We start from the raw sequence: 15,945 nt of genomic DNA, 5'->3' as shown, positions 1-15,945 counted from the left end.
AATTTTAGACTGCAAAAGTAAACACAAAATTCAAATTATACCATTTAAAATTAGAATTAACTATAAAAGAAAAATATCATTTTATTGCATCAAATTCTGAGTTTAAATGATCTACAGGTTAGAAAATGGTAATGAATTGTATAACAATTTGAAAATTTTTTGTTAATTCTTAAATTTCTCAGCAGTAATTTCTTTAGATTTGGATCACTAAAAACTAATTTTAATTTATATGAATAAACTTTTTGTTACTGGTCTGTTGATTTTTAGCGCTTTGAATGTTATCGGTCAAACTAAAAATCAGATTAAATTTACGGCTAAAATTGCCAATAGAAATAGTGACACTCTTGTCATTAAAGGAAACGATAATTTTACACAAGTTATTCCAATTAACAAAAAGGAAACTTTTGTAGCTTCTTTTGATGCACCAAAAGGATTTTATGTGTTCTCTGACGGAACTGAATCTTCAAGATTATATTTAAAACCAAATTCTGAGGTAAATTTAACGATGAATGCCAAAGAATTTGATGAAACTATTGTTTATAAAGGTAAAGGTGTTGAAGAAAGTAATTTTTTGGCACAACAAGCTTTAAGAAATGAAAAACTTGAGGAAGCTTTTTCTAAAGAGCCTGCTGAATTTGCAGTAATATTAGAGGCTAAAAATAAGACAGATAAGGAAAGCTTAGAGAAAGGGTCTTTTGATCCGGAATTTGTAACTGCAATGAAAGAGAATTTTGAGCGTTTTAATAAATTTGCTATCAGGAATTATGAAAGCGCAGCTAAAGCAAATAAATTTACCGGAAAACCTTCTCCTGGTTTTGATTATGAAAATTTTAAAGGAGGAAAAACAAAACTATCTGATCTTAAAGGTAAGTATGTTTATATCGATCTTTGGGCAACTTGGTGCGCGCCATGTAGAGCAGAGATTCCTTATCTTCAAAAAATTGAAGAAAAATATCACGGAAAAAATATTGAGTTCGTTAGTATTTCTATCGATAAATTGAAAGACAATGAAAAATGGAAGAAATTTGTTGAAGATAAAAAATTAGGAGGTATTCAATTATTTGCAGATAAAGATTGGGAATCTGAGTTTGTAACAAGTTATGGTGTTACAGGAATTCCAAGATTTATTTTGATTGATCCAAAAGGAAATGTTTTAAAGGCTGATGCTGCAAGACCTTCGCAACCAGAACTTCAAGCAGAGTTAGATTCATTATTGAAGTAATTTATTGATCAAATTTACAACGTTATCGTAATTTTGTGTTTTTTATAAAATCCCAGTAAAACCAGTGCCTAAGCACTGGTTTTTTTATTTTTAAGATATTTCCAATGTTAAGTTTTTGCTCAATGTTATCAAATTGTTAAGTAAAAGTTTTTTTAATGTAAACAATTAATTATATTTGATAAAGATTTGATAACATTAATACCTCAAGATATGAAAAAATGTGTGATTTTAGTTGCAATGATGTTCTCTGGAATTTTAGTTGCACAAGAGATAAATCCAGAATTAGAAGCTGTTGGAAACAAAGTAAAAGCTACTTACTATTATGAAAATGGAAATGTACAACAAGAAGGCTTCTTTAAAGATGGTAAATTAGATGGTGTTTGGGTATCTTACGATGTAAAAGGAAACAAAGTTGCTGTTGGAGAATACACAAACGGATTGAAAACTGGGAAATGGGTGTTTTTTAACGATAAAAATCTTTGCGAGGTTGCTTATGAAAACAGCAAAATTAGCTCAGTTAAGAATTTACAAAAAAATGCTATCGCAAATAGAAACTAAGATAATTTCAAACAAACTGGAAACCGCTTTTATGAAGCGGTTTTTTTATGCTCTGTTTTTTTAGATTTTTTTCTTCTTCCGTACCAAATTACAAAACCAGTTATCGGCAAAGCAGCTGCAATCAAACTAACAATAAAAGCAATAATTTTGCCTGATAAGTTTAAAATTTGTCCGGTGTGAATTCCGTAATTCATTTCGACCACTTGCAATCCTAAACTCTTTTCATGATAAGGATCGCTTTGGACAAGTTTTCCGTCGCTTGGATGAAAATAATAATTACTTTGATGGTCATATCTTAGCGTATGAGGATATGCTCCCGTATTTATGATGTCACCTTTTTGTTGCGGAAACGTTACAAAAATCATTTCGGCTTTTGGTTGAAGTTTTACGGTTTCTATAAAAGCACGATCGATGGCAAAAAGTGTATTCGTTTTAAATTTTGTTGTGTCAACAATTGGTGCTTTTGTTTCGGTTTCTTTATCTCCACCAAAATTGAAAGTTTTATAAATGCCATCGCCTACCCATTCATAAGTAAAAGTTAAACCTGTAATAGCTATAATAAATGCAATTATCGAAATGTAAAAGCCTGATGTGTTATGCCAGTCATAATTTACACGACGCCATTTTGCAGAAAATTTTACAGAGAAACTTCTTTTAATATCGCTTTTTCGTTTTGGCCACCATTGAATAATTCCGGAAATTAGTAATAGAATAAATATAATTGTAGCGCCGCCAATAATATGTTTGCCAATGTAATCTGGCAGGAGTAAATACAAATGTATTTTTTCGACAATAATAAAAAATTCAGTTTCAGGATCTTCAGTTTTTAGATATTTTCCTGTGTATGGATTAAAGTAGAGATATAAATTTTCAGAATCTGAATACGTATATACAATTGCCGATCTGTTTTTTCCATAATAAGAAACCATACTTGACTTATTATTCGGAACAATTTGTTTGGCATTTTCCTCTAATACAGATGGTAGAACAAATGGTTTGTTTTGAGGTTTAACCAAACGCCATTCTTTTCTGGTGATGTCTTTTATTTCGTCATGAAAGCAAAATATGCAACCTGTAATACTTATGATAAAAACAATAAGCCCGGAAATTAATCCGAGCCATTTATGTAGAAAACGTACTTGTTTTTTGAACCCCATTTTTTAAATAAAAACGTAAAAGTATACGCTAAATCTATAAGGCACAAGCTATTTTAGTTATATTTAAGAAGTAACAACTTTTTTGGGTTTTAAAGTATATGCAACATAAAGTGTTATCGAAGCCAGAATAATCCAGAAAACATCGATAAAGAAAACCTGAAGTTTATTTTCTAAAAATGATTTCCAAAACCAATTTCCGGAAACTATTCCGTTTGTAATTGGTATTAAAAATCCAAGAATACTTCCTGAGATTAAACAGAATTTATTAGTAAACGCATCATTCTTTTTCAGTATAAAAAAGATGGTGAGAACTAGCCATCCCACAAAATATACCAAATACAGATTATCTTGACTTAATGGGTAAAATATTTTTGTGACAATAAAAGAAAGTGCAGTAATAGGATACATGCTCAGGCAAATAGCCAAGTAAATGCGAACTACAGCTGCGTTGAAACGCCTTTTCTTTTCTGGTAAATTGTTTTTTTGTCTGGCTACTAACCAAATCATTACTCCGGAAATAATAACAAAACAGGTGATAAGTCCTAAAACGAAACTGACAATTTTTAAAGCATATCCACCATAATCACCAAAGTGAATTCTGTATAAAACATTTTTTACAACATCTAAATAGTTGTTCTGCGTAATTGGATTTTTCTTTGCAATTTCTTTTCCGTCGGAAATTCGGTAAACAATTTTTCCAATTCCGGTGAATTTTTTATGATTTTGCATTTCGCCTTCAACAATAACATGCATGTTGGCATCGCCATAATTCTGAATAAAAACGCGAGTAATATCAAAATCAGACCAATTGCTTTTTGTTTTGGCAACCAACTGATCGATATTAAAAGGTGTTGCTAGTTTTTTATTGTCAAATTTATAATCAGGATCATTATATTCTAGTTCTTTGTATAATTTGTCCTGATCGCCTTGATATAAAGCCATTACAGCTGGCGCTACGATTAAGAGCTTAATCATGAAAAATGCTCCCGTTACTGCGTAAACAAATTGAAATGGTAAACCAATCATTCCTAAAGCTGTGTGCGCATCTGTCCAAAGTGTTTTTAATTTTTCTTTTGGGCGGAAAATGTAAAAGTTTGAAACTATTTTTTTCCAATGTAATAACAGTCCGGTTACAATTGCAAATAGGAAAAATAATGCAGTAAAGCCAGAAAGGTAATACCCAACAGGATATGGAATTTGCGCTAAAAAGTGTAAACGGTATAAAAACTCTCCAAGAGAATAGGATTCTGCGTAAGTAAAAGTTTTAAAGGTTTTAGTGTCGAGATAAAAAAATGATCCTTCTTTTTGTTTGGCTGGAGCCAAAGTATCTTTTGTGCCTTCCAGATAAACGGCAACTCTTCTTTCGTTACTAGGTTTCGAAATGGTAATATTTCGCCCATGCAAAACATATTCTTTATCGAGTTTGTTTAAAGCTGTATTGTAATCTAATTGAATTTCCTTTGTTATTGCAGAAGACTCGCTTCGTTCCCAATTGATAATTTCATCTCTAAAGAAAGAAAAAGATCCTGCAAAAAAGATCACAAAAAGAACTACGCTGATAACAATTCCGCTAACAGTATGCGTATGAAAATAGATATTATAATTGCGATTGTTCATGAGTTATTTTGCTATCGGATTGTAGGTTTGTCCCAGGTAAATAAAAAGAGAAAAAAATAAGGTAATGAGGATATAAATACCCCAAATTTTCCACCCGTTTTTTGCTAAAAAAGCAACCACCATAAGTGCAACCCAAAGTATAAATCCTGAAAAAGCCATTGTCATCAGAATATTAGCGCGATTAAACCAAGCGGCCAATGCTAAGTGAAAACTGATTGAAACAAAATAGCCGCCCAATATAGCAGCCGTAATTTTGGCAAATCGTTGCCATTTTGATTGGGTTAAATATTTTGGATTTGCTGGCATATTTTGGTTAGAAATAAGTTAGTTGTAATAAAATTCTAGTAAGGCAACAATTATGAAAATTGCCATAATTGCAAATCGGCTTATTTTTTTTAATGGCGCCAAAATGATAATCAAGCTTCCAATAGTCATTAGTTGAATAAAAAACATCAAAGTTCCACAACATAAAGATTGTGTAAAAAGCCACATTGAATAAGCTAAAAAAAGAAGTACTAAGCCTGTAATTTTGGTAGGTTTAGGATTGTTCTTCATCCATTTTTCAAAACCTAAATCATACGATAAAGTTGCTCTTTTTGAAGTGTAATATAGAGTGTAAAAAGCTAAAAAAACGATAAGGCTAGCAATTGTTATCATGATTTTATGGATTTAAAAAACACCTTTCTGCTCAAGCAAAAAGGTGTTTTGTTTTTTATTAGAATTTATAGCTAAAGCTTGCTGCAAAAGTTCTAGGATCTTTAGGATGAATTGTTGACCAACCATCATAAATTTGTTCGTTTGTAAGATTGTTTACTTTTAGATTAATAGAGAATCTTTCAGTACTATAAAATAATGATGTATTTAATGCTGCATATTCATGAATAGTAAATGTTCCAGCTGTATTTCTATTCATGATTTTGTTATCACCAACATAATTTCCGCCAAGACCTAAACCAAATCCTCTCAATGTTCCGTTAGTAAATTTATAACTAGCCCAAAGGTTTGCTAAGTTATAAGGTCCTGCACTTTCAGGTCTGAAACCTACGAAATCATGATCTCCAGCAGTTAGTTTAGAATCGTTGTAGCTGTATCCTAAAATGATGTTTAAACCGTTTATTGGGTTTGAAACAATTTCGGCCTCGAAACCTTTATTATGCTGTCCTCCATTTTGATATGAAGTTTGATTGGCCGGAATATTTGCTGGATCTGAACTTGGCGTTTCTACAACGTAAACCTGATCAGATACTTTAATGTCATAATAACTGAAAGTAGCATAGACTTTGTCTTTAAAAATATTCAGTTTTGTTCCTGCTTCAAATTGATTAGCATGTTCTGGATTAAAAGTTCTTGGGGTAGAAATTCCTTCAACACGATCTGCACCGGGAGCTACATTGGCAAAACCATTCATGTAGTTTGCAAAAAGAGAAACTTTGTCAATTATTGGTTGGTATACTAGACCAAATTTTGGAGAGAATGCCGTTTGATTGTAATTATCTGCATCTGTAGAAACATCTCCACTATTAATAAAACGGTCAGCACGTAAACTTACCATTGCTGATAGAGCAGGAGTAAAGTTAATTACATTCGAAAAGTAAGCGCTGTAAACTTCTTGTTTTGTTTTGTTGTCATTTCTTGGGCTGTTGCCTACAATTGCATCAGATGCCGCTTTTGTTAATTTTCCTGTATCACCATTTGAAGGTCCGTAAATAGCATTAAAAGCGGCTAAATCATCACCTATATAAACAGCGCCATTTCCAAAATATCCAGAATTATGGTCTACCGCTGTTCTATTAAAATAATCGAAACCAACAACAAGTCTGTTTCTTAAATTTCCAATTTTAAAGTCACCAATAAAATTTTGTTGAATGTCTATAGATGTGTTTTTATTGTCCTGATAGTTGAAATATCTATTAAGTACAATTCCTTCAGTAATTTGTGGTACGTAAGCAGTTCCTTCGTATAGGTAAGCATAATTACCAGTTGATTTTGCAGTGCTTGAAGCAAAGGCTGTTTGTGATTTCCATTGATCAGAAATTTTATAGAACATTTGCCCTTGTAAATTATATGAAGGCGTTTTTAACGTAAGTTCATTACTGGTGTATGAGCGTTTATTATCGTATTTTAAGTCAGAAATATTATGAACGAGTAAAGGATTACTTCTGTCTAAAAACAACATCGTTGGGTTTGTTGTTTCGTTACTCATAAATTCAGTGTTTATCAAAAATGATAATCGGTCATTTACTTCGTAAGATAAAGATGGTGCGATAAAAAAAGATTCTCTAAAACCTGCATCTTGAAAACTTTCTTGTTTGCTATAAGCAGAGTTAATTCTAAAGTTTAAAGTTTTTTTGTCGTTTAGTGGTGTGTTCAAGTCTACAGTTACACGATTTAAACCATAACTTCCGCCAGTATAATTTACTTCTCCACCAAACGTTTTATAAGGTTTTTTAGTAGTTGTGTTTATTAGACCTCCGTAAGAGATTAAACTACTTCCAAATAATGTTCCAGATGGTCCTTTAATAATTTCAATTCTATCAACATTTGCAGGATCTAAGCTTCCGTTTGTTAAACCAGGTAATCCATTAACCATAGTAGGTTGAACGGCAAAACCTCTTAGAGAGTAATAACCTGCGCCATCTCCGCCACGACCTGTTGAAGCCCAAAGTTGAGTAATACCAGGTGCATTTTTTAAGGCATCATCAAAAGTGGTTACCACTTGTTCTTTTAAAACCTCTCCTGTAATAGTAGAGTATACTTGCGGATTTTCAAGATTTTTAAGAGGCAATCTTGATACTACTTGACTTTCTTTGCGAGCAAAACGATTTTTTCTACCATTTACCAGAACTTCTGTTAATTCTTCTGAATTTGAACTAAGGTTAAAGTTCTCAGTAAGTTCATCACCTTCCTTAATTGTAATCTTTTTTTCAGTAGAAGTATATCCAATTGCGGAAACTTTTAAAGTGTAAGTTCCGGGTTTTACGTTTTTTATTTTGTAGTTACCATCTTGGTCAGTACTTGCACCAAATCTTGTTCCCTTTAGAGCCAAAGAAATGCCTTCTGGCGATTCATTATCATTCAAGGTTATCTTACCTTTTACCGTCGCCTTTTCTTGTGCAGAGATTGTTGTGCTCACTAAAAGAAAAAGACAAAAACTTAAAAAAGAAATTACAAATTTATATTTCATCTTATTTAGAATTGATTTTAATAGCGCAAATTTAGTGGTTGAGCGCCAACTAAACAAGTTATTCTTATTTATTCTAAATAAAATATTTTTTTGAGGATAAAATTTTAGTTTTTTTAAAAAATTAACATCTTAAGCAAATCTTAAGTAAGATTTGTATAAAAAAAACCTGTTCAAATGAATGAACAGGTTTTTTATTATAATCGAAATTACATGAAATTACAACTCTAAAGCACGTTTAGCGTCACCATTCATCAATAATTCTAATGGATTTTCTAAAGCTTCTTTTACAGCTACTAAGAAACCAACAGACTCACGTCCGTCGATAATTCTGTGATCATAAGAAAGAGCTACATACATCATTGGGTGAATTTCAACTTTACCATTTACAGCAATTGGACGCTCAATAATGTTGTGCATTCCTAAAATTCCTGATTGTGGAGGATTGATAATTGGAGTACTTAACATACTTCCAAAAACACCACCATTAGTAATAGTAAAAGTTCCGCCAGTCATATCGTCAACAGTGATTTGACCATCACGAGCTCTAAGTGCTAATCTTTTAATTTCAGCTTCAACTCCACGGAAAGTTAAGTTTTCGGCATTACGAACTACAGGAACCATTAAACCTTTTGGTCCTGAAACAGCAATTGAAATATCAGCAAAGTCATAAGCTATTTTATAATCACCATCCATCATAGAGTTTACATCCGGATATAATTGTAAAGCTCTTGTAACTGCTTTTGTAAAGAAAGACATGTAACCTAAACCTAGACCACCGTGTTTTGCTTTAAAAGCATCTTTGTATTCGTTACGAATTTGGTTAATTGGCGTCATGTTAACTTCGTTGAAAGTAGTTAACATTGCAGTTTCGTTTTTAGCTGCAACTAATCTCTCTGCTACTTTACGACGTAACATTGATAATTTTGTACGCTCAGATCCACGGTTTCCACCAGTTGGAGTTCCCATAGATGGTACTGCATTTACAGCATCATCTTTAGTAATTCTTCCGCCTTTACCAGTTCCTGAAACAGTTGCTGGTGCTATATTTTTTTCGTCTAATATTTTTCTTGCCGCTGGAGATGGAGCTCCTGTAGCATAAGTTGCTGCTGGTGCTGGTGCTGCTTTTGGAGCTTCAGCTTTCACTTCTGCCTTTGGAGCTTCAGCTTTAGGAGCTTCAGCCGCTGGAGCCGCCGGAGCATCACCTGCAGGTTTTACACCATCTGTATCAATTAAACAAACTACAGCTCCTACTGCAACTGCATCACCTTCTTCAGCTTTTAGCGTAATAATTCCGCTCATTTCAGCAGGTAATTCAAGAGTTGCTTTGTCTGAGTCAACTTCAGCAATAGCTTGATCTTTTTCTACATAATCTCCGTCTTTTACTAACCAAGTTGCAATTTCAACTTCTTTTATTGATTCCCCTGGTGATGGGACTTTCATTTCTAAAATCATCTTTGTTTTTGTTTAAGGTTTGTATTGTTTAAGGCTTAAAGTGTTTGGTTGTGCTTTAAGCCGTAAACGTTAAACTAATTTTTTATCTGAATAAATTTTTATCGAAAACCATTCTAATTGCATCTGCATGACGACGTTTTGCACGTGTGTAACTTCCTGATGCCGGAGCAGAATAAGCTTTTAATGAAGCTAATCTCCATTTTACAAGATCAAAGTTCATTAACATAAAGCTATAAGCTCCCATGTTTTTAGGTTCTTCTTGTGCCCAAACATAATCATCAGCATTTGGATATTGTGCAATGATTTCTTTGATTTGCTCTACTGGGAAAGGGAATAATTGCTCGATACGAACCACTGCAACGTCATTTCTTCCGTTATTTTCTCTTTCTGCAACGATGTCATAGTAGAATTTACCAGTAACAAAAACCAATGTTTTCACATCTTTTTTGTTTACAGAAGTATCATCGATAGTTTCCTGGAAAGTTCCGTTAGCTAATTCTTCAACTGTAGAAACACATCTTGGATCACGCAATAAACTTTTTGGAGAGAAAACTACCAAAGGTTTACGGAAATTTGTTTTCATCTGTCTTCTCAACAAGTGGAAGAAGTTGGCAGGAGTTGTACAATCAGCAACATACATATTATGTCTTGCACAAAGTTGTAAATAACGCTCCATTCTTGCAGATGAGTGTTCAGCTCCTTGACCTTCATATCCGTGTGGTAGTAATAAAACAATACCGTTTTGGTTGTTCCATTTATCTTCACCACATGAAATGTACTGGTCAATCATTATTTGGGCTCCATTAGAGAAATCTCCAAATTGTGCTTCCCAAATAGTTAAAGCATTTGGATTAGCCAATGCATATCCATAATCAAAACCAAGTACACCGTATTCAGATAAAAGTGAATTGAATACGCCAAATTTTCCTTTTTTGTTTTCGATACCGTCAAGTAGAATTACTTCTTCTTCAGAATCTTCAACTTTTACTACAGCATGACGGTGAGAGAATGTACCACGCTCTACGTCCTGACCTGAAATACGAACATCAAACCCTTCAGTCAAAAGTGAACCGTAAGCCAATGCTTCAGCAGTTCCCCAGTCAATAGTGTTGTTGTCGTATCCAGTTTTTCTATCCGTAACAATTTTAGTTATTTTACTGATAAATTTCTTGTCAGATGGTAATGTTGAGATTGTGTTTATGATAGAATCCAATCCGCTTTTGTCGAAAGAAGTATTAACTTTTTCAAGCATTTGCGTATCAGTTACCTGAACAAATCCGTTCCATTCGTTTTTCATGAATGGAGTTATAATAGTCAAATCTTTTTTACGTGAAGCTTCTAAGTTCTCCTCCATTCTAGATTTGTATTCTTTTTCTAAAGCATTTACATAAGTTGCAGTAATTACACCATCAGATAATAACTTTTCAGCATAAATATCTCTTGGGTTTTTATGTTTTGCAATGATTTTGTATAAAACAGGTTGTGTAAAACGAGGTTCATCACCTTCGTTATGACCATATTTTCTGTAACCTAATAAGTCAATAAATACGTCACGTCCAAATTGCATTCTGTAATCCAATGCAAAAGATACTGCATGTACAACAGCTTCAGCATCATCAGCATTTACGTGTAATACTGGTGAAAGAGTTACTTTGGCCACATCTGTACAATAAGTAGAAGAACGAGCGTCTAAATAATTTGTAGTAAAACCAACTTGGTTGTTGATTACTATATGAATTGTTCCTCCAGTTTTGTAACCGTCAAGCAATGCCATTTGAATAATTTCATACAAAATACCTTGTCCAGCAATTGCAGCATCACCGTGAACAGCAATTGGCAATACTTTCGAAAAGTCATTTGGGAAATATTTATCTTGTTTTGCTCTTGTGATTCCTTCAATTACAGCTCCAACCGTTTCTAAGTGAGAAGGGTTTGGTGCTAAATTGATATTGATATTTTTTCCTGTTCTTGTTTTTTTGTCAGCCGTAAGACCTAAGTGGTATTTTACGTCACCATCAAAATATTCTTGATCGTAATCTTTACCGTCAAACTCACCAAAGATGTCCTGAGTAGATTTTCCGAAGATGTTAGCCAAAACGTTCAAACGACCACGGTGAGCCATTCCCATTACGAATTGTTCAACACCTTTTTCAGCAGCTTGTTCGATCAAAGCATCTAAAGCAGGAATGATAGATTCTCCACCTTCAAGTGAAAATCTTTTTTGACCTACATATTTAGTATGTAAGAAGTTCTCGAAAGAAACCGCTTGGTTTAATTTGTCTAAGATAATTTTCTTTTCTTCTGAAGAGAAGTTAGGCTGATTGTCATTAACACCTATTTTATCCTGAACCCATTTTACAACGCCAGGATTTCGAATATACATATATTCGATTCCAATGTGTTGGCAATAAATAGATTGAAGACGTTTTATGATATCTTGTAATGTGCTTGGTGCCACTCCAATTGCTTGAGCAGCATCAAAAACTGTTGTAAGATCAGCAGTTGTTAATCCGAAATTTTCGATATCTAAAGTAGGAGATGATGTTCTACGATCACGAACCGGATTTGTTTTTGTAAACAAATGCCCACGTGTACGGTAACCATCGATTAACTTTAATACATTGAATTCTTTTTGTAATTTATCAGAAACTAAACTACAATCTGCGTTCTCGCTCGTCACATATTCAACAATTCGTTGAACTGGATTTTCGTCATTATAAGTCGTTTGTCCAAAGTCGAAACCTTGAAAAAAACTTCTCCAGCTTGGCTCAACGCTATCTGGGTTTACTAAATATTGATCATATAATTGTGCGAAAAACTCTGTATGCGCTGCATTTAAAAATGAAAACCTATCCATAATATTAGTGAATATACTTTTTGTTAAATAGAAAGGCAAAAGTACAACAATCGCATTTATTTAAATCTTTTTTTTACGTACTTTTACGTAAAAATTTGTTAAAAATAGACTCAACTATGAAGAAAATTCAAATCTCAATCGTTTTCAGACCTTTTTTTGTGATTTTGGCAGTCTTATTTTCCAATTTTGGAAATGCACAGCAAAAGTATGTTATAGACAATAGCAATCATTTTTGGGACAAAGTACAATTTGGTGGCGGACTTGGTTTAGGAATTGGATCTGGGTACACAGATATTTCTGTAATGCCAAGTGCAATTTATAACGTAAACGAGATTGTCGCTGTTGGTGTAGGGTTGCAATTTGGTTATTTGTCTTCTAAAAATTATTATAGCTCTTATGTTTATGGTGGAAGTATAGTAGGACTTGTAAATCCGATTCCGGAAATTCAATTATCTGCAGAATTAGAGCAAGTTCGCGTAAATACAGATTACAAAGCTGTAAATAATTTTCCTTCTTATTCTGATAATTATTGGAATACGGCCTTATATCTTGGAGCGGGTTATAGAACTGGAAGTGTCACGATTGGTGCGCGTTACGATGTTTTGTATGATCCGAATAAAAGTCTTTATGGATCTGGATTTATGCCTTTTGTGAGAGTTTATTTCTAAGAGGTTCAAAGTTGCAGAGTAGCAAAGATTCAAAGTTTTTAAATCTGAAAAAATTGAAGAGATATATTTTCATAATTCTTATTATTGTGTTGTCGAGTTGTAATGACTCTAAAAAAGTAAATTTGAATAATAAGAAAGTTTTAAAAAAAGAATTACGACCTTTTTTTGATTCAGATGGAATAGACCATTATTATTTGGATTTTTCTGATGATGATTTTATGAAAATTATTAGAAAAGATAGAAATACTGAAAAAGAATTAGAGTTCATAGCTCTATTTGTGCATCATTTTCCTGATAGTATTCCACAAGAAAATTTCGAGAAGATTCTACAAAAGCATAATTATAAAAAATCAGACTTAACAATTAAACAGCAAAAAGATATTGAAAATGTTTTTAGCGAAAAAGATTCGTCACCAGACTCTTATGCTTCGTGTGCTGCGGAATACCGGGATATTTTTATTTTTAAGAAGAAAGAAAGAACGATTGGAATAGCGAAAATCTGCTTTAAATGCGGTCGTTTTCAGATTACAGGAAGCAAATTAGATACTAATGGATTTGGACTTTGGTCTGAATTTGATAGATTAAAAAAAATTGTTCGTCAGAAATAAAGTTCAAAATCAACAGAAAATTGTTCTTAAAAAAAAACTATTTTTTGATTAAAGTAGACAAAACCGAAAGCTTTAAAAGCAAAACTGAAAGTGTTAGTTGGTATTAAAATTTATGTTTGTGTGTAATGATTGCATGAAAAAACAATCAATTGTACAAAGCTATTTTTTAACACAACACTTTTATTATGACAAAAAAATTACTCGTTATTCTGATTACTGTTTTATCTTCAGTAACTTATGTTAATGCCCAAAAAGTTTGGGATTTTACCAACGATACTACAAATTGGACAACTTCGACTGCAGGTTACACAGCAAATACTGTAAAAGATAATTTAGGAATTTTTCCTGGTGTCACCATTACCGCAACACCAATTGGAGGAATTATTCCATCAACTTTAGCTTTTTCGGATGGCTTTAATGCAACTCGATATTTTAGAATGGGACAGGCATCCGTTTTTACTGCAAATAAACCAACAGAACGTTATTTGTATTTTGCACCAAGTGGAGCAGGAACCATAAAAATTTGGTTTACCAGTGGCGGTGGCGGTAGTCGCTCTATTAAGGTTACAGATGGCACAACAGAAATAGGAAGTGCAAGTTCTGCCAATTCTGCAACGCCTACAATTCTTGAGGCGCAGTATACTCAAACAAGTGGAAATATTTTTATTTACACAAGTGCAGGTACCGGAGTTAATATTTATAAAATTGAAATAACCGGAACAATAGGCACAACGCAATTAATTGGTGCTTTAGGAGTAAATGATTTTAAAGTAGACATGACTGCAAATGTTTTTTCTAATGGAAAAGAAGTTTTTGTAACCAACGTAAAATCAAATACAAAAATTGATATTTATGGTATGACAGGCGCATTGACTAAATCATTGCAAACTGATGCAGATATTTCGTTTGGATTAAATACAGGTCTTTATATCGTAAAAGTAAAATCTGATGAAGGTCAGAAATCAGTAAAATTAGTGGTAGATTAAATATTGCCAAAAAAAAGAGCCGAATTAAAACTTAATTCGGCTCTTTTTTTTTATTAATTATGATTGCTTATTTGTAATAATTTCTAAACCAAACTTTTTGCCATTCTCGTTTTAAAATTAAAAAAGCAACTTGTTCGGCAAGAATCACTAAATCAGAACCATCGAGTTTTTTTATCTCACTTTCAGATACATCAATAATATAAAGAAGGTTTAAATATTCAGCAAATTTGTACTGAATCATTCTGTAGATTTTTTCGTGGAGCTGAATTTTTAATTCTTCAGGAGAAATACTCATCGGAAAATCAATTCCTTCATTTGCCAAATTAAAGTCTTTATTAATTTGTTCAATCAGACTTAGATATAAATTATCTTTTTCGGCATCAGCCAATAAAATATCGGTATTTTCAGGAATCGGAAACATTGATGCTTTTTAATAATTGACGCAAAGTTAAAACTAAAAAATCATTTAACTGTCGATTCTCTTTCAATGATTCTTGTAGGAAGTTCAATAATTTGATGTGTCACCGGTCGATGCTCTTTAATATCGGCAATTTCATCAATTAAAATCGAAACTGCTGTGTGTCCCATTTCAAATCCGGGCTGATCTATTGTAGTTAATTTGGGAGAAATTACAGTACTCATAAACCAATTGCTAAATCCAAAAACAGCCACTTGTTCCGGCGTTTTTATTCCAGCCTCATTAAAGTATTTAATAATCCCGATGGCAACTAAATCAGTAATCGCAAAAATAGCATCGATATCCGGGTTCTCGGCCATTATTTTTTGAGCATTTTCGTAACCATCTTCAAAATCAGTATTGTTGTCGCAAACATAAACCAATTTCGAATCGTATTCAATTCCGTGCGCCTCAAGCGCTCTTTTATAGCCTAAGAAACGATCGATAGAGTTTTGAGGAACATACGAGCCTCTAAAATGTGCAATTCTTTTGTAGCCCTTATTAATAAGGTACGAAACGGCATCAAAAGCAGCTTTTGCATCATTAATAACAACTTTAGAACAATCAACTCTTTTTGCAATTTTATCAAATAAAACCACAGGAGTATTTTTTTTAATAGCGTCATTAATATGAGAGAAATCATCAGTTTCGTTTGAGAGTGACATCAAAACACCATCAACCCTTTTTTGAATCAATAAGGCAAGTTGTTTTTTCTCGAGTTCATATTTTTCGTTAGATTGTAATATAATGACCAGATAACCTCTTTTTTCGGCTTCTTCTAAAATACCATTTAGTACGCTGGAGAAAAAGTGATGTACAGTAGCCGGAATAATGACACCAATAGTTTTGGTCTCATTAGTTCTTAGATTTACCGCAACAGAATTAGGAATATAATTCATCGTTTCGGCCATTTCAATCACTCTGGCTCGGGTAGATTTGCTAATATCAGTATATCCTTTTAAGGCTTTTGAAACCGTAGTAACCGAAATTCCTAATGCCGAGGCTATATCTATTAATTTTGTGTCATTCATAAAATAAAAGTACTAAAAATAAAACGGATTGATAAAAAATTAACTTCCGAAAACGTTTTAGGTCATTTCGAAAACGTTTTCGATTTTTAATTCCTATATTCCTTATAATTAGTTGTTAAGTTTGACAGTAATAACCATAATTACTAAC

Annotated in this window: 14 protein-coding genes; 5 read left to right on the top strand and 9 right to left on the bottom strand. The window is 32.8% G+C overall.

All coding sequences use genetic code 11. The features are described from left to right. The first annotated feature begins 229 nt into the window (after positions 1-229). Entirely contained in the window at positions 230-1,222 is a 993-nt protein-coding gene (locus IW18_RS06465; RefSeq protein WP_041516756.1) for a TlpA family protein disulfide reductase, read from the top strand. A gap of 210 nt (positions 1,223-1,432) precedes the next feature. After that, positions 1,433-1,780: a toxin-antitoxin system YwqK family antitoxin gene (locus IW18_RS06460; protein WP_041516755.1), complete on the top strand. Its 348-nt coding sequence runs from the start codon at positions 1,433-1,435 to the stop codon at positions 1,778-1,780. Positions 1,781-1,809: 29 nt separating this feature from the next. Here the strand turns inward: IW18_RS06460 and IW18_RS06455 are convergent, their stop codons facing one another. From IW18_RS06455 to IW18_RS06425, 7 genes are all read right to left on the bottom strand, one after another. Further along, the gene (locus IW18_RS06455) at positions 1,810-2,937 is read right to left on the bottom strand and encodes a PepSY-associated TM helix domain-containing protein (RefSeq protein WP_041516754.1); all 1,128 of its coding nucleotides are present in this window, start codon (positions 2,935-2,937) and stop codon (positions 1,810-1,812) included. A 63-nt stretch (positions 2,938-3,000) separates the two neighbouring features. Beyond that, positions 3,001-4,554 (bottom strand): PepSY-associated TM helix domain-containing protein, encoded by a 1,554-nt coding sequence (locus IW18_RS06450; RefSeq protein WP_041516753.1) that lies wholly within the window; start codon positions 4,552-4,554, stop codon positions 3,001-3,003. 3 nt (positions 4,555-4,557) lie between these two features. After that, entirely contained in the window at positions 4,558-4,860 is a 303-nt protein-coding gene (locus IW18_RS06445; protein ID WP_041516752.1) for a hypothetical protein, read from the bottom strand. Positions 4,861-4,878: 18 nt separating this feature from the next. Next, complete coding sequence (locus IW18_RS06440; RefSeq protein WP_041516751.1) at positions 4,879-5,211, bottom strand: hypothetical protein; 333 nt, start codon at positions 5,209-5,211, stop codon at positions 4,879-4,881. Positions 5,212-5,269: 58 nt separating this feature from the next. Beyond that, on the bottom strand, positions 5,270-7,738 hold the full coding sequence (locus tag IW18_RS06435; protein WP_041516750.1) for a TonB-dependent receptor: 2,469 nt from the start codon (positions 7,736-7,738) through the stop codon (positions 5,270-5,272). A gap of 216 nt (positions 7,739-7,954) precedes the next feature. After that, on the bottom strand, positions 7,955-9,190 hold the full coding sequence (gene odhB, locus IW18_RS06430) for a 2-oxoglutarate dehydrogenase complex dihydrolipoyllysine-residue succinyltransferase (RefSeq protein ID WP_041516749.1): 1,236 nt from the start codon (positions 9,188-9,190) through the stop codon (positions 7,955-7,957). An 82-nt stretch (positions 9,191-9,272) separates the two neighbouring features. Beyond that, complete coding sequence (locus IW18_RS06425) at positions 9,273-12,047, bottom strand: 2-oxoglutarate dehydrogenase E1 component (protein ID WP_041516748.1); 2,775 nt, start codon at positions 12,045-12,047, stop codon at positions 9,273-9,275. A 116-nt stretch (positions 12,048-12,163) separates the two neighbouring features. On the opposite strand from IW18_RS06425, the gene IW18_RS06420 reads away from it, so the two are divergent. The 3 genes from IW18_RS06420 to IW18_RS06410 all read left to right on the top strand — a co-directional run bounded on the left by IW18_RS06420 (position 12,164) and on the right by IW18_RS06410 (position 14,309). Beyond that, a complete protein-coding gene (locus tag IW18_RS06420) occupies positions 12,164-12,715 on the top strand; it encodes a hypothetical protein (protein WP_041516747.1) in 552 nt (183 codons plus the stop codon). A gap of 122 nt (positions 12,716-12,837) precedes the next feature. Then, positions 12,838-13,323 (top strand): hypothetical protein, encoded by a 486-nt coding sequence (locus IW18_RS06415; RefSeq protein ID WP_123902562.1) that lies wholly within the window; start codon positions 12,838-12,840, stop codon positions 13,321-13,323. Between the two features lie 185 nt (positions 13,324-13,508). Then, positions 13,509-14,309 (top strand): T9SS type A sorting domain-containing protein, encoded by an 801-nt coding sequence (locus IW18_RS06410; protein WP_041516745.1) that lies wholly within the window; start codon positions 13,509-13,511, stop codon positions 14,307-14,309. Positions 14,310-14,376: 67 nt separating this feature from the next. On the opposite strand, the gene IW18_RS06405 is transcribed toward IW18_RS06410, so the two are convergent. Further along, entirely contained in the window at positions 14,377-14,730 is a 354-nt protein-coding gene (locus IW18_RS06405; RefSeq protein WP_041516744.1) for a hypothetical protein, read from the bottom strand. Positions 14,731-14,771: 41 nt separating this feature from the next. Beyond that, positions 14,772-15,797, bottom strand: coding sequence for a LacI family DNA-binding transcriptional regulator (locus tag IW18_RS06400; protein ID WP_041516743.1), 1,026 nt, complete (start codon positions 15,795-15,797; stop codon positions 14,772-14,774). Between the last annotated feature and the right edge of the window lie 148 nt (positions 15,798-15,945).

This window comes from Flavobacterium hibernum (assembly GCF_000832125.1).
GTDB classification, from domain to species: Bacteria; Bacteroidota; Bacteroidia; order Flavobacteriales; family Flavobacteriaceae; genus Flavobacterium; species Flavobacterium hibernum.
The sequence above is the reverse complement of the archived record's forward strand: the minus strand, read 5'-3'. Positions and strand labels throughout refer to the sequence as shown.